The sequence below is a fragment of the Citrobacter sp. KH_055_1 genome (assembly GCF_057838705.1).
In genome coordinates this window covers 1,680,147-1,699,755 of the sequence record NZ_CM174473.1, presented here as the reverse complement: position 1 = coordinate 1,699,755, position 19,609 = coordinate 1,680,147, and the positions used below count along the sequence as shown (strand labels likewise).

The window sequence follows — 19,609 nt, the reverse complement described above, 5'->3', positions numbered from 1 at the left end:
CAACGCACACCGCCCGAGATAGAGAATAATCTCAAGCTAGCGCAGGCATCATAACCACCCGGCAGCATTGCCGCCACCGGAGAATCATCTCGAAATGCTGCGTTGCTGGCTTTTACACCAGCAACGCAGAGTAGACAGGTTGTTAGCTTAGAACAATCGGTATCCGTACCCCCACAGGATAACCGTAATCGCCAGCAGAACTTCGAGCACCAGGACGCCAATTGCCAGCGTTGAGCTGGAAAAGCTGAGTCCTTCCTCTCTGCTGATATTCAGGAATGTCGGGATGCCGAGATACAGCAAATAACCGGTGTAAAACAGCGCGATTGTTCCGACTAAGGCACACAGCCAGACCAGCGGATACAGCGCCACCAGCCCACTTAAAAACAGCGGTGTGGCGACATAGCCGGCAAAGACCATGCAATGTGCCAGCGACGGACGCTGCGGATAGTTACGTGCCATCCACCAGATAACCCTGCCCATCACGGCCACGCCGGCCAGCATCACACCGTAAAACAGAATTGCCATCGCAAATCCGGTCAACAGGGATAACTGCAATACGTTGCCGTCGCCAAAACTCCAGCCAATTTGCGTGGTGCCAATAAATGCGCAAATGACCGGGATGGCCGCCATCAGCAGAACATGGTGGGTATAGTGATGCGAAACACTTTCGTTTTCGCTGTTGATCACGTGCATTTCACGATCGGGATGGGAAAATAGCCCCCAGACATGGTTCATACCGCCCCCTTCTTGTCAGCTCCAGACCTCAACACTTCAAGTATAATTCAGCTTTTGATTATTTTATGTACACGGTAAAAATACCGATGCGCTGGGTGACGGCTTTTCCGGCATCAACAATTCATCAGGTGTATGCTAATGGTTGTGGAGGTCATACAGACGTATGGATATAAACAATCTTATTGCCCAGTACGGCTATGCGGCGCTCATCATTGGCAGCCTGGCCGAAGGCGAAACCATTACCCTGTTGGGCGGTGTGGCGGCGCATCAGGGATTACTCAAATTTCCGCTGGTTGTTGTCTCTGTCGCGCTGGGGGGAATGATTGGCGATCAGTTGCTGTATCTGCTTGGTCGTCGTTACGGCGGCAACATTCTCCGTCGCTTCTCGCGTCATCGGGCAAAAATTCAGTATGCACAGAAAATGATCCAGCGGCGCCCATACCTGTTCGTGGTCGGGACACGTTTTATGTATGGCTTTCGGGTCATTGGCCCCTTGCTGATTGGTGCCAGTCACCTGCCGCCGAAAATCTTTTTACCGCTGAATATTCTCGGCGCACTGGTCTGGGCATTGCTGTTTACTACCCTTGGTTATGTGGGTGGAGAAGTGGTCGCGCCGTGGCTGCACAGTCTCGACCAGCATATCAAGCATGGGGTATGGCTGATTCTGGTTGTTGGGCTGGTGGTGGCGGTCCGCTGGTGGATGAAACGGCGCAATAAACAAAAAACCGACCCGACAGCCTGAATCTGCCGGGCCAGACTCTCAGGATGCGTGGTATCCGCCACCCAGGGCGCTGGTGAGCTGAATAGACGCATCCAGCCACTGACCTTGTAGTATCAGGCCGTTACACTGTTCACGCAGTGCCGGAATTTTTGCCTCACTGACGCGGGAGCCGGCGATAATCCCGGCGTTGAACCGCGCCTGCGCAAGCCCCACTACCCGCTGCGCGTCATGTTCGATCTGCAGCTGATGCTGATTCTTCTGCGCCAGCGTATCCACCTGCGTTGCCGCACGCGCGACATCATTCACCGCATCAACCACCGCTTTATTGTAATTGGCCACGGTCAGGTTACTTTGCGCTTTGGTGATGTCGAGATTCGCATTCAACCTGCCGCTGTCGAAGATCGGGAGCGTTAATCCGGCGGTGACCCCCATTTGTTGGGCAGAATGGCGGAACAGATCGCTCAGATGTAAAGCATCCTGCTGCAGGAAGGCCATCAGGTTAACGTCGGGATAAAATGCCGCTTTTGCCGCATCAATACTGCTCAGAGAAGATTCAATGTACCAGTGAGCCGCCTGCAGGTCCGGTCGGCGGGCCAGCAAGGAATAACCTAACTGGGACGGCAACTGGCTTTCGACGACCGGCATCGTGGTGGCATGCAGCTTCAGCGAGGTGGACTGCGTGTTGGTCAGCGCGCTCAACCGCGCCTCGATGACCTTCATTTTCCCGTTGACGTCGTTGAGTTGCTGCTCCGTTTTACCGGAATCAATATCGGTTTCAACGCCTTCTACCGAGGAGGTCAACCCGTTTTGGTACAGCTCGCGATCGACGGTAATCACATTTTGCTGCTCGGTTTCGATTTGCGTCAGCACGGTCTTCAGCGCCGCCTGCGTCTGCCATTCCCAGTATAAGCGGGAGACACCGCTCGCCAAAAGCTGTCGGGTTTGCTCGCGCTCAGCTTCACGCGCTTTGACTGCACCAATGCGTGCTGTTACCTCCGCCCGATTCTTACCCCACAGATCCAGGTTCCAGCCAGCGGTTAATCCCATGGTGCCATTGGTGTACCACGGCCCGGTGGTGCCCGCCGCCGGATCGGTGAGGGCAAACGGTCCCATCAAGCCTTCTGCCGACATTTTCTGGCGCTCGACGTCTGCCGAGAAATCAATCTGCGGACCATCCTGCGCCTCAACGGCCTTCGCCTGCGCCTCTGCCAGTTGGATACGCTGCTCTGCCACCTGCATATCAGGCGAATTCTTTAATGTACTGTCAATCAACGCATTCAACTGGGGATCGTGATATGCCTTCCACCATTGGCTATCCGGCCAACCATTTTTTAATGCCGCGGGTAACGCAGAATCCACATTTTCAGCGGGCGTCTGCTGTGAGAGCGACTGGCGGGTATCGTGCATTGGGGCACAACCGGGCAGCAGAATAAAAAGCGGCAAGCATGCCGCTGCAAGAAGCACAGAATTACGATTCATGGGGATATACTGGTAAGAAATGATGTGCAAAGAGTACGACTTGTCGCAGATGCTTTTTTAGTTACGCGTGGCAATACATCTTTGGACATCAAAATATATAATTAGAAAAATATATTCCCGTTTAATAATACGGATAAAATAATTCTAATAATTTATGAATGGAGGCACGATGTCACAAAATATCTATGATGATCCGCACTTCTTTGCCGGATATGCCACGCTGGACCGCTCCGTAAAAGGACTCGACGGCGCGCCCGAATGGCCAGCATTACAGGCCATGCTCCCTCCGTTACAAGGTCAGCGCATTCTCGATCTAGGCTGCGGATACGGCTGGTTTTGCCGCTACGCACGCGATAACCACGCGGCAAGCGTCGTGGGCTTAGATATTTCAGAGAAAATGTTAGCCCAGGCTTGCAACATGACCACCGGAGAGGGTATTTCGTACCAGCGCAAAGATCTTGACGCGCTGACGTTGACCGCGGATTCCTTTGAGCTGGTTTATAGCTCGCTCGCCTTGCACTATTTGCAGGATATAGAGCGATTATTGGTAACCATTTACCAGGCGTTAACACCAGGCGGAATGTTGGTCTTTTCGGCAGAACACCCAATTTATACAGCGCCCCTCACCCAAGGTTGGATAAAAGACAAAACCGGGCAACTCTCCTGGCCGGTGAATCACTATCAACAGGAAGGTGAACGCATCAGCAACTGGTTTGCTGAAGGGGTAAAAAAACAACACCGCAAGCTGGCAACCTGGATCAACGCGCTTATTGGCGCCGGGTTTGAGATTGTCTGTGTTGATGAGTGGGGACCGTCTGCTGAACAGATTGCCGCCAACCCCGCGCTGGATGAAGAGAAAGAGCGCCCGATGGTGTTTCTGCTCAGCGCACGTAAGCCGGCATAACTGTGCCTGCAGGCAGAGTTTTCAATAGTTTCCTATACTAAATTTGAACTTACCAAAAAGGGAAGGCTAATGAAAATTCTGCTGTGGGCTATTTTAATTATTTTTCTGATTGGACTGTTGGTGGTGACTGGCGTGTTTAAGATGATTTTCTGACATCAATGCCGGATGTCGGCGTAAACGCCGTCTCCGGCCAGTAATATAATGACCGGTTAAATCTCAATGGCCTGAATCGCCCGCGCGATATCCGGTGAATTATTGAGAGCGCGAATCTCCTGAAACAGCGTCGTCGCTTCGGCATATTCTTTGCGTAAATATCCCAGCCACTGCTTAATACGCGCCACATGATATAGCCCGGTATCACCCTGCTTTTCCAGACGGGTATATTTTTTCAGTAATGTCACCACGTCGGGCCACGGCATCCGCGGTTCGTTATATTTCACCACCCGACTCAGGTTCGGGATATTTAGCGCCCCGCGTCCGATCATCACCGCATCACATCCGGTGACCGCCATACAATTTTGCGCGCTCTGCCAGTCCCAGATTTCACCGTTGGCGATAACCGGAATCGTCAGACGCTGGCGGATCTCACCGATAGCCTGCCAGTTGATATGCTCCGCTTTATATCCTTGCTCTTTGGTGCGACCATGAACCGCCAGTTCGCTGGCACCCGCCTGCTGAACGGCATCGGCGATTTCAAACTGCCGGTCGCTGCTGTCCCAGCCCAGGCGCACTTTCACCGTTACCGGCAAATGACCCGGCACCGCCTCGCGCATCGCCTTCGCACCCTGATAGATAAGTTCAGGATCTTTCAATAGCGTTGCGCCGCCACCGCTGCCGTTAACCAGTTTTGACGGGCAGCCACAGTTCAGATCGACACCGTACGACCCCAACTCAACCGCGCGGGCCGCGTTCTCTGCCAGCCATTGTGGATGCTGCCCCAGCAGTTGGATGCGCACCTGCGTGCCGGATGGGGTACGGCTGTTGTTATGCAGCTCCGGGCAGATCCGATGAAATACTTTTGCTGGCAGGAGCTGATCCACCACGCGCACAAATTCGGTGATGCACAGATCATAATCATTAACTTCAGTCAGCAGCTCGCGCACCAGTGAGTCGAGCACGCCTTCCATCGGCGCCAGTAAAACACGCATATTGTTACCTGCAAAAAAGAGAGGCGCTATGGTAGCGTCTCCGTACAAGAGATCAAAGCACTGTCAGCAGCACACAGGCATCGCCCTATCGATTGGGGCTATTGCCTGATGTTCCAGTTATCTATTTCCACTATGCTTAGAATTCATGATGTGATCGGTAGCACGTTTTTAAGTTTAATTGTATGATGAATAGGTCTCGTCAAGGGTTTCTACTATGAGCAAGTCACTGAACATTATCTGGCAATATTTACGCGCGTTTATCCTGATTTATGCCTGCCTGTATGCGGGTATTTTTCTTGCCTCACTGCTGCCTATCACCATCCCGGGTAGCATTATTGGCATGCTGATTCTGTTTGTTCTGCTGGCATTACAGATACTGCCAGCGAAATGGGTTAACCCCGGTTGCTACGTCCTGATTCGTTACATGGCGCTGCTGTTTGTCCCGATTGGCGTCGGGATCATGCAGTACTTTGACTTGCTGCGCGCGCAGTTTGGACCGGTCGTAGTGTCCTGCACCATCAGTACGCTGGTCGTTTTCCTGGTGGTGAGTTGGAGCTCACACCTTGTGCACGGTGAACGCAAAATCGTTGGACAAAAAGGGTCAAAAGAATGATGGCGTATATCTGGTGGTCGTTACCCCTCACGCTGGCGGTATTTTTTGGCGCACGTAAGTTGGCAATGCGGATCAAAATGCCGCTGCTGAACCCGCTGCTGGTTGCCATGGTGGTGATTATTCCTTTTCTGATCCTGACCGGCATTCCCTACGATCACTATTTCAAAGGTAGCGAAGTGCTGAACGATTTACTGCAACCTGCCGTGGTCGCGTTGGCATACCCGCTGTATGAACAGCTGCACCAAATCCGCGCCCGCTGGAAATCCATTATTGCCATCTGCTTTGCCGGTAGCATTGTGGCGATGGTCACCGGGACCACTATTGCGTTACTGATGGGGGCATCGCCAGAAATTGCCGCATCTATAATGCCTAAATCGGTCACCACGCCGATCGCCATGGCGGTGGGGGGTAGCATCGGCGGTATTCCTGCTATCAGCGCCGTCTGCGTCATCTTTGTCGGGATCCTGGGTGCCGTGTTTGGCCACACACTGTTAAATGCGATGCGCATTCGCACCAAGGCAGCGCGTGGACTGGCAATGGGGACCGCGTCACACGCCCTGGGTACGGCACGCTGCGCGGAGCTTGATTACCAGGAAGGTGCGTTCAGTTCCCTGGCACTGGTTATTTGCGGGATCATCACCTCGCTGGTGGCCCCCTTCCTGTTCCCGGTGATTCTGGCTGTAGTCGGTTAGCGCCATTTTTAGTTCATTTATTTGCGATGCGTTGCACATTTTTCATTTAAGTTTCATGAGTTGCATACACAGTGAGATTTGGATCACATATAAAGCCGTAACAGGCCCGTAAACTACGATTCCATTACATTGTTATGAGGCATCGCCATGCATCCACGTTTTCAAACTGCTTTCGCCCAACTCGCGGGTAACGTGCAATCAGCCCTGGCCCCCCTTCTGGCGGATGTCCATTTCCCCGCCATGTTGACTGCGGAGCAGGTCTCTTTGCTGAAACGCGAATCGGGACTGGACGAAGACGCGCTGGCATTCGCTCTGCTGCCGCTGGCTGCCGCCTGCGCACGTACCGATCTGTCCCATTTTAACGTTGGTGCCATTGCGCGCGGCGTCAGTGGCAACTGGTATTTTGGTAGCAATATGGAATTCCTCGGCGCGACGATGCAGCAAACCGTTCATGCCGAGCAAAGCGCCATCAGTCACGCCTGGCTGCGCGGAGAAAAGGGACTCGCCGCCATTACCGTCAACTACACCCCCTGCGGCCACTGCCGTCAGTTTATGAACGAGCTGAACAGCGGGCTGGATTTACGCATTCATTTGCCGGGTCGTGAGCCGCACGCGCTGCGTGACTACCTGCCGGATGCTTTTGGTCCGAAAGATCTCGACATCAAAACATTGCTGATGGATGAGCAGGATCACGGCTTTGCGCTGCAAGGTGACGCGCTGACGCAGGCGGCGATCGCCGCAGCCAACCGCTGCCATATGCCGTACAGCAACGCCCCAAGCGGTGTGGCACTGGAATGCAAAGACGGTCAAATCTTCAGCGGTAGCTACGCTGAAAACGCCGCTTTTAACCCCACGCTGCCTCCGCTGCAGGGTGCATTAAACCTGTTGAATCTGAACGGCTACGATTACCCGGATATTCAACGCGCCGTACTGGCAGAAAAAGCCGATGCGCCGTTGATCCAGTGGGATGCCACTGCCGCTACCCTGAAAGCTCTGGGCTGCAACCACATCGAGCGCGTTTTGCTAGCGTAAAAAGGTCGTCATGTAGGCCGGATAAGCCAACGCCGCCATCCGGCATTATCGCCATAGCCTGATGGCAACGCGTTAGCGTCTTATCTGACCTACATGATCTAAACAGTATTGCTGAAAATCCCCTCAATCAGACTGCTGTTTCTTGCGCTACGCCGTCGAGTACAGTAGCCTGATTAACATTCCATCCCATTGCCGAGTTATCTACATGTTAAAGCGCGTGTTTTACAGCTTGTTAGTCCTGATAGGCTTACTGCTGTTGACGGTGCTTGGCCTCGACCGATGGATGAGCTGGAAGACGGCACCCTATATCTACGACGAATTGCAGGATTTACCCTACCGTCAGGTCGGCGTGGTATTAGGCACCGCGAAATACTATCGCACCGGCGTAATTAACCAGTATTACCGCTACCGCATTCAGGGCGCATTAAACGCGTATAACAGCGGTAAGGTGAATTATCTGCTGCTCAGCGGCGACAATGCCCAGCAAAACTACAACGAACCGATGACGATGCGTAAAGATCTGATTGCCGCTGGCGTCGATCCTGCCGACATCGTGCTTGATTACGCCGGTTTCCGTACGCTTGACTCCATTGTGCGCACCCGCAAAGTATTTGATACCAACGATTTCATCATCATCACGCAGCGATTCCACTGCGAGCGCGCGCTGTTTATTGCGCTGCATATGGGCATTCAGGCCCAGTGCTACGCAGTACCGTCGCCAAAAAATATGCTGACCGTACGCGTTCGCGAATTTGGCGCACGTTTTGGCGCCCTGGCCGATCTCTATCTTTTTAAACGTGAGCCGCGTTTTTTAGGTCCACTGGTCCCCATCCCTGACCTGCACCAGGTACCGGATGATGCACAAGGCTACCCGGCGGTCACGCCTGAACAATTGCTCGAATTACAAAAGAAACAAGGAAAGTAAGCATGGATGTGCAAACCCTCTTCGTCGTTTTAGCCTTTCTGTTAATCCCTGTATTTTGTTTTCGTGAAGCCTGGAAGGGCTGGCGTACAGGTGCGGTGGATAAAATAAAGAAGAACGCCCGTGAACACGTTTATGCCTATCGTCATCAAGAACCGCTGCAATTCTGGTCATACGTTCTTGTTTACGCCGGATGCGGATGTTTATCTTTTGGCATGGTGATTTATTTAATCTTTTATCGATAAAATCCAGTTATTAATATTAGCGTTTGAGAATAGCTAATATTATGATAATAATTCCTATTTTAGCATAAGGGATTAATGCTGCTTATCGGCATTTCCCTCACACCATCTTTTATTTGTGAAACCTTTCACAGAATACTCTTCCTGCAATGCTTAGCCTTAAGAAAGGCTTTTTTATTTTTATATTTTGTTATTAACAGTTCGCCTTAATTTACTCAAGCATTAAGGAAGAAAAGATGCCACAACAAAATTATCTGGATGAGCTAACGCCCGCTTTCACCCCCTTATTAGCAATAAAAGAGGCCTCGCGCTGTTTATTATGTCACGATGCCCCCTGTAGTCAGGATTGTCCGGCACAAACTGACCCAGGGAAATTTATCCGCTCCATCTATTTTCGCAATTTTAAGGGGGCAGCCGAAACTATTCGCGAAAATAATGCGCTCGGCGCCATTTGTGCTCGGGTATGCCCCACCGAAAAATTATGCCAGCGTGGATGTACGCGCTCAGGAATAGATAAACCGATCGATATTGCACGGCTGCAACGTTTTATTACCGATTTTGAACAGCAGACTGCGATGAAAATTTATCAACCGGCAACCAAAACACGTGGCAAAGTCGCCATTATCGGCGCAGGGCCAGCTGGGTTGCAGGCCAGCGTGACGTTGAGTAACCTGGGTTATGACGTAACGATCTACGAAAAGCAGGCTCAGCCGGGTGGCTGGCTACGCTTTGGTATCCCTGAGTTTCGCCTGCCTCAATCCGTGTTGGATCTTGAGATTGCCCGTATCGTTGAAATGGGCGTCACCATCAAGTGCGATTGCGAAGTCGGCAACACGATCGCCGTCGAACAACTCAAAGCTGAAAATCGCGCCGTGCTGGTGACTGTTGGGATGTCTTATGGTTCAACCCTGCCATTGTTTGACGAGGCGGATAACGTTGAGATCGCCGTCGATTTCTTGCAACGCGCGCGACAGGCACAAGGTGATATCACCTTACCGCAGAGTGCGTTAATTATCGGCGGGGGCGATGTCGCCATGGATGTCGCCAGCACGCTGAAACTTCTCGGCTGCCCGTCAGTTACCTGTGTCGCTCGTGAAGAATTAGCTGAATTTCCCGCCAGTGACAAAGAGTTTACCAGCACGCAGGCATTAGGCGTGTCGATCATCGACGGTTTTACGCCGGTAGCGGTTGCCGGAAATAAAGTCACCTTTAAACACGTGCGTCTGCCAGGGGAACTCTCTCTTGAAGCCGAGCATATTATTCTCGCCGTCGGCCAACACGCGCAGTTGGATGCGTTTCACGCGTTAACAGCGCAACGTAATCTTATTGAAACCCATAATTATCAAACCGCCGATCCGGTTATTTTCGCCGCTGGCGATATTGTCAAAGGAGATAAAACCGTGGTGTCTGCCGTGAAAACCGGTAAAGAAGCCGCTCAGGCAATTCATCACTATTTAGAGGGGGCTTGCTCATGTTAACGAAAGATCTTTCTATTACCTTTTGCGGCGTAAAATTCCCCAACCCGTTTTGCCTCTCTTCTTCTCCGGTAGGCAACTGCTTTGAGATGTGCGCCAAAGCCTATGACACCGGCTGGGGCGGCATTGTGTTTAAAACAATTGGTTTTTTTATTGCCAACGAAGTCTCCCCACGATTTGACCATCTGACAAAAGAAGATACCGGCTTTATTGGCTTCAAGAATATGGAGCAGATTGCCGAACATCCGCTGGAAGAGAACCTGGCCGCCATTCGTAAACTGAAACAACATTACCCTGATAAGGTGCTGATTGCGTCAATCATGGGCGAAAATGAGCAGCAATGGCAGGAGCTGGCACGACTGGTTGAAGAAGCCGGTGCAGATATGATTGAGTGCAACTTCTCGTGTCCGCAGATGACTTCACATGCGATGGGCAGCGATGTCGGGCAAAGCCCGGAGTTGGTTGAGAAATACTGTCGGGCAGTTAAACGCGGTTCCTCCCTGCCGATGTTAGCCAAAATGACGCCAAATATCGGTGATATGTGCGAAGTCGCTCTGGCGGCTAAACACGGAGGCGCTGACGGTATCGCGACCATTAACACCGTAAAATCCATCACCAATATCGACCTGAAGCGGAAGATCGGCATGCCGGTGGTCAACGGGAAATCCAGTATTTCTGGCTATTCCGGGAAGGCGGTAAAACCCATCGCACTGCGTTTTATCCAACAACTGCGTTCACACCCAGAACTGCATGATTTCCCGATTAGCGGCATTGGCGGTATTGAAACCTGGGAAGATGCTGCCGAATTCTTGCTGTTAGGCGCAGCCACGCTGCAGGTCACCACCGGGATCATGCAGTACGGCTACCGTATTGTGGAAGATATGACCAGCGGACTGTCGCACTATCTTGCCGATCAGGGGTTTAACTCACTGGAAGAGATGGTCGGTCTTGCCAATGCCAATATTATTCCGGCTGAAGATCTTGACCGTAGTTACATCGTCTACCCCCATATCAACCTCGAAAAATGCGTCGGCTGCGGACGCTGCTATATCTCCTGCTATGACGGAGGACATCAGGCGATGGAGTGGGATGAGCAGACCCGTACACCGCACTGCGACACGGAAAAATGCGTCGGCTGCTTGCTGTGTGGTCACGTTTGTCCGGTCGCCTGCATCGATTTAGGCGAGGTCAAATTCAAAACAGGTGAGAAAGCACATGCAGTAACGCTGTAACACAAGTAACAAAAAGCCCGGTGCAGTCATTTCTCTGCCCCGGGCTTTTTGTTGTCTATCGTTACTTCTTACGCGCGTATTTCAGTGAGTCCAGCGCCACGGCGAAGATAATAATGCCGCCTTTAATGATGTACTGCCAGTAAGGGTTCACGCCGATGTAGGTCAGGCCATAGTTGATGACGGTGAAGATTATCACACCGGTCACTACGCCAAAGACGGTACCGACCCCGCCACTGAACGACACGCCGCCCACGACACAGGCCGCAATGGCATCAAGCTCATACATAAAGCCGAGGTTGTTGGTTGCCGAGCCGATACGCCCTGCTTCCAGCAAACCACCGAAGGCATAGAACACCCCGGACAGCGCATAGATAATCAGCAGGTTCAGCGCAACGTTAACACCCGACACTTTCGCCGCTTCCGGGTTACCGCCAATGGCAAAAATGTTTTTACCGAAGCGGGTCTTATTCCACAGTACCCAAACAAAGGCCACCGCAATCAGCGCATAGAAGGTGATGTAGGAGAGTCGGAAACTGCCCAGCGCAATAAAGCCCTGCGCAAAGGTGGAGAACCCGCTGTCAAAGCCAGAAATAGGCGATGCCCCAACGAAATCGTAATACAGTGAGTTGATCCCGTACACGATGATCATCGTACCAAGGGTAGTGATAAACGGCGTCACATTCAGGTAAGCAATGATGATACCGTTCACCAGGCCGATAATGGCACCGATGGCACAAACAATCAGTACCACCACGATGATCGGCATAGTGGCCATTTCCGGGAACACCTTGTTGGCGTTCTCCATAGATTGCAGCAACGTTGCGGCAACCACCGCCGCCAGGCCAACCTGACGCCCGGCTGACAGGTCAGTACCCTGGGTAACAATCAGTCCGGCTACGCCCAGCGCGATAATAATACGCACCGAGGATTGGGTCAGAATGTTACTCAAGTTCAGTAAGCTTAAGAATGTGGGATCCTGGAAAATAATAATGGCCAGCAGAACTAAAAGAACAACGTAAATTCCGCCTTCTTTCAGGTAAGTAAGAAAACTTTTCTTATTTAACGCACTCATGAGGAGCCCCTAATCTTAAAGGTGCAAAGACGCAAGACGGAGGATTTCGTTTTGCGTTGTTGTTTTTGTGTCAACAATTCCAGCCACGAGACCATTGCTCATAACCAGAATACGATCGGTAATACCCAGCAGTTCCGGCATTTCAGAGGAGATGATAATAATCCCCTTCTCCTTTTTCGCCAGTTCTGCAATTAGCTGATAAATTTCAAATTTTGCACCAACGTCGATTCCTCGCGTGGGTTCATCCAGCATCAGTATCTCTGGCTGCGTTAACAACCAACGACCAATAACCACCTTTTGCTGGTTACCACCGGACAGGGAACCAATTTGCGTACGATGGCCCGGTGTTTTTACCCTCATTGAGTCAATAACCCATTGGGTATCGCTCTTCATGCGGGAATTATCCAACAGACCCACTTTATTTTTATAGTTCTGAATATTGGAGATTAACGAGTTAAATCCAATATCCAGATAGGCATAAATACCGGTTGAACGGCGCTCTTCCGTGACCAGCGCAAAACCATGGTTAATGGCTTCATTGGCACTGTGGTTATTAATTTTTTTGCCGTGGAGCGTAATCGTACCCGATGATTTTTCACGAATACCAAAAAGGGTTTCAACGATATCCGTGCGTTTTGCGCCGACTAAACCGGCAATACCGAGGATTTCCCCTTTATGTAGATCAAAAGAGATATCACGAATTGACGGTTGACGTAACGACGTCAGATTGCGTACTTCAAGAATCACTTCACCAGGCGTGTTCTCTTTGTCCGGGAAACGTTGGTTCAGCGAACGTCCCACCATCATGGCGATGATCTTATCCATATCCAGCCCTTCAAGCGGCTGGGTGGCAATCCACTGACCATCACGCAGGACGGTGATTTCATCGCACAACTGGAAGATTTCTTCCATTTTGTGAGAAATATATACGATACCGCAGCCACGTTCTTTCAGCTTACGGATGATGGTGAACAGATGATTAACCTCTTTTTCGGTTAACGATGAGGTCGGTTCATCCATGATGACGATTTTGGCGTCATACGAAAATGCTTTGGCAATTTCTATCATCTGCATTTGTGAAACCGATAACGTACCGACACGCGCACGCGGATCGATATCAATATCCAGCTCATCAAATATCGCTTTGGTATCACGGTACATTTTATCCTGGTCGACAAACATCCCTTTGGTGGGATAACGCCCCAGCCACATGTTGTCCATCACAGAACGTTGTAAAACCAGGTTTAATTCCTGGTGTACCATTGAAATACCGTTTTCAAGCGCTTCTTTAGCAGAATGAAAATCGATTTCTTTACCCTGAAATAAAATACTGCCGGAATCTTTTTGATAGATCCCAAAAAGACATTTTAATAATGTCGACTTTCCAGCACCATTCTCGCCCATCAAGGCATGAATAGAATGTGGGCGGACTTTTAAATTAACATTATCAAGAGCCTTAACGCCCGGAAAGGACTTGTTGATGCCGCTCATTTCCAACAAGTATTCGCCTGACGACTGAGTATTAGTGCTGACCATAATTATACCTTGTTGGCCTTGCAAAGCGTGTTATTAAGGGCGCAACCAAATTGCGCCCACAGACGGAGTATTTATTTGTTGGTGAACTCTGCCAGATTATCTTTATCGACGCCGACGTAAGGAATACGAACGATTTTATTCTCGATTTTCCAGGTCGTGCCATCCGCTGCGCCTTTGCCGGCTGCCAGGTTTTTCGCCAGATCGAAAGTCGCTTTCGCCTGGTTGTTAGCATCGTTCAGCACGGTACCGGCCATTGCGCCAGATTTAACCAGTGCCAGTGCTTCTGGCAATGCATCCACACCAAATACCGGTACGCTGGTTTTGTTGTGTGCTTTCAGCGCTTCTATCGCACCCATTGCCATAGCGTCGTTGTTCGCGATAACGACTTCAATTTTGTTAGCATTTGGACCGGACATCCACGCATCAACTTTATCTTTCGCCTGAGCGGTATCCCACATAGCGGTGTCTAACTGCAACTGCTCAGTTTTAATGCCTTTGTCGTTCAGCTCTTTAATCACGTAGGTGGTACGTGCTTCAGCATCCGGGTGTCCCGGCTCGCCTTTCAGCAGAACAAACTGAATTTTACCGTCTTTGTTCAGGTCCCAGTTCGGGTTTGCCGCCCAGTGCTTAGCAATCAAATCGCCCTGGATGATGCCGGATTCTTTGGAGTCAGTACCGACGTAGAAGGCTTTGTCATAGCTGTCCAGCGCTTTACGAGAAGGCTCTTTGTTGAAGAACACGATAGGAACGTTCTGACCGCGTGCTTTCTCAATGACCGTGCCCGCTGCTGCCGGGTCAACCAGGTTGATCGCCAGAGCTTTCACGCCTTTTGCCAGCAACACATCAATCTGATCGTTTTGTTTAGACTGATCGTTCTGGGAGTCATTCATCAGCAGCTGTACATCTGGCGCCGTTTTGGCATCTTTTTCGATTGCTTTACGTACCACAGACATAAAGTTATCGTCATACTTATAAATCGTCACACCAATACGGGTATCAGCAGCGTGCGCAGCCGCACCGAATAACATGCTTGCCATTACAGCAGACAGGGTCAACACCTTCTTATTCATGGTATCTCCGGTTTTATTATGCAGGGTAGTACTTGAGATAAATGCTCGGCGGGACAGAACGTTACTAAACTGTTACTGAACGCCGAAGTTCACTTTTAAAAATATTTCTTCCGTGTCTGGCAACGCTCCAAAAACAGGCTTTAATTGTTGTTTAAGACGCCCACACCTCGATGAAAGTGATTATTCACCGTTACATAGTAGTTACAGCGCAACAAACAGTGTCATCATAGCTATCGCATTGTTAAGATACTGTGAATTTACTCACAGATTGAAAGCGGTTACATCAGGTGACATTATCAGTTAGTGATCGGTGCCGCATTCTGTCGCAACGCCACAGAATGACGTCGCACCAGTGTCGGCATAAAACAGTGCGTTGCCGCCGGATCCAGCGTACCCGCCGCCCCTTGTAGCGCAAGCTCTGTCGCCATTTTCGCCATTGACGCAATGGGGTAGCGCACGGTGGTCAGTTGAGGGTCAGTGTAACGGGCAATCGGGATATCATCGAAACCAATGATAGACAAGTGTAATGGAATGGCGATGCCGTTGTCTTTTAACGCCGTCAGCGCTCCGGCAGCCATGTTGTCGTTGTAGGCAAAAACCGCCGTCAGCTGCAAATTGCGCCCCAACAACTCCACCATGGCTGATTCGCCCCCCGGCATATCCGGTGAACCGGTACCTACCCAGCTTTCCGCCGGCGTAATACCGTGTTCCTGCAACGCGCTCATCCAGCCCTCTTTGCGCATTGCATCATCTTCAATTCGGTGGCTTGACGCCAGGTAGCCAATACGTTGATGACCGTTATTGAGCAGCATGCGGGTGGCCATTTTAGCTCCGCTGATATTGTCCAGGCAGACACAGCGATGGGCGTAACCCGGCACAATGCGATTGATGAGCACCATGCCCGGGATGTGTTCCATAAACTCGCCTAGCTCGCGATCGCTCAGCGCTTTTGAGTGGACAATCAAGGCATTACAACGTTGGCGGATCAGGACTTCGATGGCATGACGTTCTTTTTCAGCTTCATGATAACTGTTGCCAATCAGCACATATTTCTGGTGCTGCTGAGCCACCAGATCCACGGCTTTCACCAATGCACCAAAAAACGAATCTGATACATCCATCACCACGACCCCAATGGTGTCGCTCACCTGCGTCGCCAGCGCTTGCGCATTGGCATTGGGTCGATAGCCTAACTGTGTCACAGCCTTCATTACCGCTTCACGGGTGTCAGGACTCACCAACGCACTGTTATTCAGTACGCGGGAAACCGTCGCTACAGAAACGCCAGACTGCCGTGCCACATCACGTATGGTTACCATATTCACTGCCCTGTTTAAGATTGCGGTTGCCCACGGACACCCCAGGCTGTGTATTTTGTCAGCACGAGGTACAGGACTGCGTGAGTCATGTCACAGGAATGAAAACGGTTACATCCATTTTGTTAATGAATGTGATCCAGATCGTTATCTGGATGTTCGCGGCAATGATGTCCCTGAAGCACGCAGGGTTAATTGACGCCATAGCCACTCCACCGGGCCCTGCCGGTAAAAATGCAGCCAAATGACGGAGAAAAGCAGGTTAACAGCCCAGACGGGAATAACGAAAAACAGCAGCGTCAGCCGGTCGAATTGCATAAACAAACTGAACTGATAAAACACCGTGGTGCAGATAAGCGTCTGCAGTAGATAATTAGTCAGCGCCATGCGTCCTACGCAGGCAATAGCGATAACAATCTTAACGCGACTCAGTTGCGGCCAGAAACCAAACATCAACGCAGCGTAGCCGATGGTCTGAAACGGCGCGCTCAGTTCACGCGGGGCTTGTAGCAGGAAAGCACACCAGCGGTACGCCCAGTCGAGATGCCACTGCAGCATAATCGCAGGCAGATTGATTGCTATACCGGTCACCACCAGCAGCATACCTGTACGTCGATAATGCGACAAACTGTACTGCCCTTTCAGCCAGCCACTGCGCATTAATGCGGCACCCAACAGCATCATCCCCGCCAGTTGCCAGCCGTACTGCGCCCCCAGAGCCAGCAGGCTGTTTGACAGCATATCCACGCGGTTACTCACCGCCTCCATGCCGCCATTAATCTTCCAGTACTTTTCATACAGCAACGCGGAGGCATCCGGTGTCCAGGCGCGACTGGTTTCCCCCCCAGAAATCGAACCTAGCAGCAGCAGTACGCCGATCCCCACCAGATACAGCAGAGCACCGGTGTTAAACAGGCTTTTTACCGATGGGGCATCACGAATCAGCCGCCAGCCGATCAGGCCGATTAAGCCATACGCCAGCAGGATATCGCCATCCCAGAATAGTAAGCCGTGAATAAACCCCAGTAAGACCAGCAGCGTGAGTCGCGACTGGATCCAGCGTTTTCCGCGTGGCAGCAGCATTTGCAGGCCCGCGCCGAAGAGCAGAGCGAACAGCGTGAGGAATTTCACCTGCGCGAAGAGATCGAGCACCGCCCAGGTCCAGGCATCCGATAAAGTAATGCTGCCAGACCAGGCCGGGTTGAGATATGCCGCCTTTGGCAAACCAAAGGCGCTGATATTGAGAAGCAGGATCCCGAGGATGGCAACGCCACGAATAAAATCCAGCGTGACATTACGCTCCATGGTCCTGCCCTTGTCAGTTGTGGTGACGTACAGCGCGCAGGAATTCCTGACGCGTATTCTGGCTGGATTTAAATAATCCACCCAGTGAGGTGGTCGTAGTGGCGCTGGTCGCATCGCGAATACCGCGCGCTTTCACACAGTAATGCACCGCATCAATCGACACCGCCACATTATTGGTTCCCAGCAGGGTTTGCAGTGCGGTCAGGATTTGTTGGGTCAGACGCTCCTGCACCTGCGGACGCTGGGCAAAGAATTGCACGATACGGTTAATCTTCGACAAACCAATCACGGATTCTTTCGGGATATACGCCACCGTCGCTTTGCCATCGATAGTGACAAAGTGATGTTCGCAGGTGCTGGTCAGCGTGATATCACGAACGGTGACCATTTCATCAACCTTCATTTTGTTTTCAATGACGGTGATTTTGGGAAAATTGGCGTAATCGAGACCGGAAAAAATCTCATCGACATACATTTTTGCGATGCGATGCGGCGTTTCCATCAGGCTGTCATCGCTCAAATCGAGATTGAGCAATTGCATAATCTCGGTCATATGGCCGGAGATAAGACGTTTGCGCGTTTCGTTATCCATCTCTTGCACGGGCGGGCGCAGCGGTGTTTCGAGACCACGCGCAACCAGCGCTTCATGAACCAGGGCCGCTTCTTTACTGAGTGATGACATTTATTCTTCTCCTGCAGGTGTGGCGCCTCTGCCCTGCGTGGGGCAAAGTTTTTAGGCTGTGTCACAGCCAGAACATTGTGCGTGAGGCTGCGCACATAATCCAGTATTCACCGCGATAATTATTGAAATTGGCACCGCCTTTCAGCGTGTGGCTTTCATGCACCGCTCGATCGGGTCGATACGGAGTGTTAACGCGAGGTTATATAGATGATGATGTATGTTTGCCCATTGCGGAAGTGAAAGTTACTCACGGCATCATGAATTATCTGTATTATGGTGAATTCGCAAACATATTCAGATTCAACACAACAAGGAGCCGTGCATGGAAATGCTCGAAGAGCACCGCTGTTTTGAAGGCTGGCAGCAACGCTGGCGTCATGATTCCGCCACCTTAAATTGCACCATGACCTTCAGCATTTTTCTCCCACCGCCGCGCGAAAATACGCCGCCTCCGGTACTGTACTGGCTGTCGGGCCTGACCTGTAATGATGAAAACTTTACCACCAAAGCGGGTGCGCAGCGCATTGCGGCTGAGTTGGGGATCGTACTGGTGATGCCGGATACCAGCCCACGCGGTGAACACGTTGCGAACGATGACGGGTACGATTTAGGCCAGGGCGCCGGCTTTTATCTCAATGCTACCCAGGCCCCCTGGGCCGCGCATTTCCGCATGTATGATTATTTGCGGGATGAGCTGCCGCAGCTTATTCAAGCGCATTTTAACGTCAGCGAGCGCTACGCCATCAGCGGACACTCGATGGGCGGTCACGGCGCATTGATTATGGCGCTGAAAAATCCCGGCAGATACACCAGCGTTTCCGCCTTTGCACCGATTGTTAACCCCTGTCGCGTGCCGTGGGGCGTGAAGGCGTTTAGCGCCTATCTGGGCGAGGATAAATCGACCTGGGCCGAATGGGACAGCTGCGCATTAATGTTAGCCAGTAAACCGGAAGAGGCAATTCCAACACTTATCGATCAGGGTGATAGCGATCAGTTCCTTGCCGATCAGCTCCAGCCCGCCGTACTGGCGGAGGTAGCCCGTCAGACCGCGTGGCCGATGACGTTACGTATCCAGCCAGGCTTTGATCACAGCTATTACTTTATTGCGTCGTTCATTGAAGATCACCTGCGCTTCCACGCGCAGTATCTGCTGAAGTAACCCCCCGAGGGCGCAAGCCCTCTTTGTTTCTCCATCATTCCTTCACTTTTTCTCCATTTTTATTTCGCTGCTATCTCTTTGATTTTATAAACACTTTCCGGAATATTACATCAAACACAAATGATTTCTATTATCATTTGTGTTTACAAAAATTCATACTTTTGTACAATCCCTCCGCTTCTTTACTGAAAAGAGTCCTTAAAAGACAAATACATACAATTGTCATGGCCTTTCACATGACACGCAGTTAGATTCATTTAAATGGAATGATACA

At 51.2% G+C, this 19,609-nt stretch carries 20 protein-coding genes; 11 read left to right on the top strand and 9 right to left on the bottom strand.

What is annotated here, in order from left to right:
• Positions 1-147 precede the first annotated feature (147 nt).
• Complete coding sequence (locus tag AC3ITF_RS07865; protein ID WP_117343470.1) at positions 148-735, bottom strand: Yip1 family protein; 588 nt, start codon at positions 733-735, stop codon at positions 148-150.
• Between the two features lie 163 nt (positions 736-898).
• Here AC3ITF_RS07865 and AC3ITF_RS07860 point away from each other — a divergent pair, with 163 nt between their 5' ends.
• On the top strand, positions 899-1,477 hold the full coding sequence (locus AC3ITF_RS07860; RefSeq protein ID WP_115258037.1) for a DedA family protein: 579 nt from the start codon (positions 899-901) through the stop codon (positions 1,475-1,477).
• Positions 1,478-1,495: 18 nt separating this feature from the next.
• Here AC3ITF_RS07860 and mdtQ read toward each other — a convergent pair whose 3' ends face one another.
• Entirely contained in the window at positions 1,496-2,935 is a 1,440-nt protein-coding gene (gene mdtQ, locus AC3ITF_RS07855; protein ID WP_117343469.1) for a multidrug resistance outer membrane protein MdtQ, read from the bottom strand.
• A gap of 169 nt (positions 2,936-3,104) precedes the next feature.
• On the opposite strand from mdtQ, the gene AC3ITF_RS07850 reads away from it, so the two are divergent.
• Complete coding sequence (locus AC3ITF_RS07850) at positions 3,105-3,839, top strand: class I SAM-dependent methyltransferase (RefSeq protein ID WP_117343468.1); 735 nt, start codon at positions 3,105-3,107, stop codon at positions 3,837-3,839.
• A 69-nt stretch (positions 3,840-3,908) separates the two neighbouring features.
• A complete protein-coding gene (gene yohP / locus AC3ITF_RS07845; protein ID WP_000698460.1) occupies positions 3,909-3,992 on the top strand; it encodes a small membrane protein YohP in 84 nt (27 codons plus the stop codon).
• Between the two features lie 56 nt (positions 3,993-4,048).
• On the opposite strand, the gene dusC is transcribed toward yohP, so the two are convergent.
• Positions 4,049-4,987, bottom strand: coding sequence for a tRNA dihydrouridine(16) synthase DusC (gene dusC / locus AC3ITF_RS07840; protein ID WP_115258034.1), 939 nt, complete (start codon positions 4,985-4,987; stop codon positions 4,049-4,051).
• 214 nt (positions 4,988-5,201) lie between these two features.
• Here dusC and AC3ITF_RS07835 point away from each other — a divergent pair, with 214 nt between their 5' ends.
• The 7 genes from AC3ITF_RS07835 (at position 5,202) to preA (ending at position 11,195) form a co-directional block, all read left to right on the top strand.
• A complete protein-coding gene (locus AC3ITF_RS07835) occupies positions 5,202-5,600 on the top strand; it encodes a CidA/LrgA family protein (RefSeq protein WP_096756494.1) in 399 nt (132 codons plus the stop codon).
• Positions 5,597-6,292: a CidB/LrgB family autolysis modulator gene (locus AC3ITF_RS07830; RefSeq protein WP_096756493.1), complete on the top strand. Its 696-nt coding sequence runs from the start codon at positions 5,597-5,599 to the stop codon at positions 6,290-6,292. Before AC3ITF_RS07835 ends, AC3ITF_RS07830 begins: the two co-directional genes overlap by 4 nt.
• 147 nt (positions 6,293-6,439) lie before the next feature.
• Complete coding sequence (gene cdd, locus AC3ITF_RS07825; protein ID WP_137363465.1) at positions 6,440-7,324, top strand: cytidine deaminase; 885 nt, start codon at positions 6,440-6,442, stop codon at positions 7,322-7,324.
• 205 nt (positions 7,325-7,529) lie between these two features.
• Positions 7,530-8,249 (top strand): outer membrane permeability protein SanA, encoded by a 720-nt coding sequence (gene sanA, locus AC3ITF_RS07820; RefSeq protein ID WP_489176291.1) that lies wholly within the window; start codon positions 7,530-7,532, stop codon positions 8,247-8,249.
• A gap of 2 nt (positions 8,250-8,251) precedes the next feature.
• A complete protein-coding gene (locus AC3ITF_RS07815) occupies positions 8,252-8,491 on the top strand; it encodes a DUF2542 family protein (RefSeq protein WP_489176290.1) in 240 nt (79 codons plus the stop codon).
• 233 nt (positions 8,492-8,724) lie between these two features.
• Positions 8,725-9,966 carry an NAD(P)-dependent oxidoreductase gene (locus AC3ITF_RS07810; RefSeq protein ID WP_115258032.1) on the top strand — a complete coding sequence of 414 codons (1,242 nt, stop codon included), beginning with the start codon at positions 8,725-8,727 and terminating at the stop codon, positions 9,964-9,966.
• The gene (gene preA, locus AC3ITF_RS07805; RefSeq protein WP_096756488.1) at positions 9,960-11,195 is read left to right on the top strand and encodes an NAD-dependent dihydropyrimidine dehydrogenase subunit PreA; all 1,236 of its coding nucleotides are present in this window, start codon (positions 9,960-9,962) and stop codon (positions 11,193-11,195) included. Before AC3ITF_RS07810 ends, preA begins: the two co-directional genes overlap by 7 nt.
• 61 nt (positions 11,196-11,256) lie before the next feature.
• On the opposite strand, the gene mglC is transcribed toward preA, so the two are convergent.
• The 6 genes from mglC to folE form a co-directional block, all read right to left on the bottom strand.
• Positions 11,257-12,267 carry a galactose/methyl galactoside ABC transporter permease MglC gene (gene mglC / locus AC3ITF_RS07800; RefSeq protein WP_115258030.1) on the bottom strand — a complete coding sequence of 337 codons (1,011 nt, stop codon included), beginning with the start codon at positions 12,265-12,267 and terminating at the stop codon, positions 11,257-11,259.
• Between the two features lie 15 nt (positions 12,268-12,282).
• Positions 12,283-13,803, bottom strand: a complete 1,521-nt coding sequence (gene mglA, locus AC3ITF_RS07795; RefSeq protein ID WP_096756486.1) for a galactose/methyl galactoside ABC transporter ATP-binding protein MglA — start codon at positions 13,801-13,803, stop codon at positions 12,283-12,285.
• 71 nt (positions 13,804-13,874) lie between these two features.
• Complete coding sequence (mglB, locus tag AC3ITF_RS07790; protein ID WP_096756485.1) at positions 13,875-14,873, bottom strand: galactose/glucose ABC transporter substrate-binding protein MglB; 999 nt, start codon at positions 14,871-14,873, stop codon at positions 13,875-13,877.
• Positions 14,874-15,169: 296 nt separating this feature from the next.
• Complete coding sequence (gene galS / locus AC3ITF_RS07785) at positions 15,170-16,192, bottom strand: HTH-type transcriptional regulator GalS (protein WP_096756484.1); 1,023 nt, start codon at positions 16,190-16,192, stop codon at positions 15,170-15,172.
• A 144-nt stretch (positions 16,193-16,336) separates the two neighbouring features.
• Positions 16,337-17,494 (bottom strand): DUF418 domain-containing protein YeiB, encoded by a 1,158-nt coding sequence (gene yeiB, locus AC3ITF_RS07780; RefSeq protein ID WP_489176289.1) that lies wholly within the window; start codon positions 17,492-17,494, stop codon positions 16,337-16,339.
• A gap of 13 nt (positions 17,495-17,507) precedes the next feature.
• Positions 17,508-18,176: a GTP cyclohydrolase I FolE gene (gene folE / locus AC3ITF_RS07775; RefSeq protein WP_096756482.1), complete on the bottom strand. Its 669-nt coding sequence runs from the start codon at positions 18,174-18,176 to the stop codon at positions 17,508-17,510.
• 322 nt (positions 18,177-18,498) lie between these two features.
• Here folE and fghA point away from each other — a divergent pair, with 322 nt between their 5' ends.
• Positions 18,499-19,335 (top strand): S-formylglutathione hydrolase, encoded by an 837-nt coding sequence (gene fghA / locus AC3ITF_RS07770; RefSeq protein WP_489176288.1) that lies wholly within the window; start codon positions 18,499-18,501, stop codon positions 19,333-19,335.
• The last annotated feature ends 274 nt before the right edge of the window (positions 19,336-19,609 follow it).

What these genes read in the sequence shown, in the direction of transcription:
- yohP (WP_000698460.1), top strand. Translation starts at nt 3,909, where the DNA reads ATGAAAATTCTGCTGTGGGCTATTTTAATTATTTTTCTGATTGGACTG.
- AC3ITF_RS07830 (WP_096756493.1), top strand. Translation starts at nt 5,597, where the DNA reads ATGATGGCGTATATCTGGTGGTCGTTACCCCTCACGCTGGCGGTATTT.
- mdtQ (WP_117343469.1), bottom strand. Translation starts at nt 2,935, where the DNA reads ATGAATCGTAATTCTGTGCTTCTTGCAGCGGCATGCTTGCCGCTTTTT.
- AC3ITF_RS07810 (WP_115258032.1), top strand. Translation starts at nt 8,725, where the DNA reads ATGCCACAACAAAATTATCTGGATGAGCTAACGCCCGCTTTCACCCCC.
- fghA (WP_489176288.1), top strand. Translation starts at nt 18,499, where the DNA reads ATGGAAATGCTCGAAGAGCACCGCTGTTTTGAAGGCTGGCAGCAACGC.
- mglB (WP_096756485.1), bottom strand. Translation starts at nt 14,873, where the DNA reads ATGAATAAGAAGGTGTTGACCCTGTCTGCTGTAATGGCAAGCATGTTA.
- preA (WP_096756488.1), top strand. Translation starts at nt 9,960, where the DNA reads ATGTTAACGAAAGATCTTTCTATTACCTTTTGCGGCGTAAAATTCCCC.
- mglA (WP_096756486.1), bottom strand. Translation starts at nt 13,803, where the DNA reads ATGGTCAGCACTAATACTCAGTCGTCAGGCGAATACTTGTTGGAAATG.
- AC3ITF_RS07850 (WP_117343468.1), top strand. Translation starts at nt 3,105, where the DNA reads ATGTCACAAAATATCTATGATGATCCGCACTTCTTTGCCGGATATGCC.
- AC3ITF_RS07860 (WP_115258037.1), top strand. Translation starts at nt 899, where the DNA reads ATGGATATAAACAATCTTATTGCCCAGTACGGCTATGCGGCGCTCATC.
- yeiB (WP_489176289.1), bottom strand. Translation starts at nt 17,494, where the DNA reads ATGGAGCGTAATGTCACGCTGGATTTTATTCGTGGCGTTGCCATCCTC.
- dusC (WP_115258034.1), bottom strand. Translation starts at nt 4,987, where the DNA reads ATGCGTGTTTTACTGGCGCCGATGGAAGGCGTGCTCGACTCACTGGTG.
- mglC (WP_115258030.1), bottom strand. Translation starts at nt 12,267, where the DNA reads ATGAGTGCGTTAAATAAGAAAAGTTTTCTTACTTACCTGAAAGAAGGC.
- cdd (WP_137363465.1), top strand. Translation starts at nt 6,440, where the DNA reads ATGCATCCACGTTTTCAAACTGCTTTCGCCCAACTCGCGGGTAACGTG.
- sanA (WP_489176291.1), top strand. Translation starts at nt 7,530, where the DNA reads ATGTTAAAGCGCGTGTTTTACAGCTTGTTAGTCCTGATAGGCTTACTG.
- folE (WP_096756482.1), bottom strand. Translation starts at nt 18,176, where the DNA reads ATGTCATCACTCAGTAAAGAAGCGGCCCTGGTTCATGAAGCGCTGGTT.
- galS (WP_096756484.1), bottom strand. Translation starts at nt 16,192, where the DNA reads ATGGTAACCATACGTGATGTGGCACGGCAGTCTGGCGTTTCTGTAGCG.
- AC3ITF_RS07815 (WP_489176290.1), top strand. Translation starts at nt 8,252, where the DNA reads ATGGATGTGCAAACCCTCTTCGTCGTTTTAGCCTTTCTGTTAATCCCT.
- AC3ITF_RS07865 (WP_117343470.1), bottom strand. Translation starts at nt 735, where the DNA reads ATGAACCATGTCTGGGGGCTATTTTCCCATCCCGATCGTGAAATGCAC.
- AC3ITF_RS07835 (WP_096756494.1), top strand. Translation starts at nt 5,202, where the DNA reads ATGAGCAAGTCACTGAACATTATCTGGCAATATTTACGCGCGTTTATC.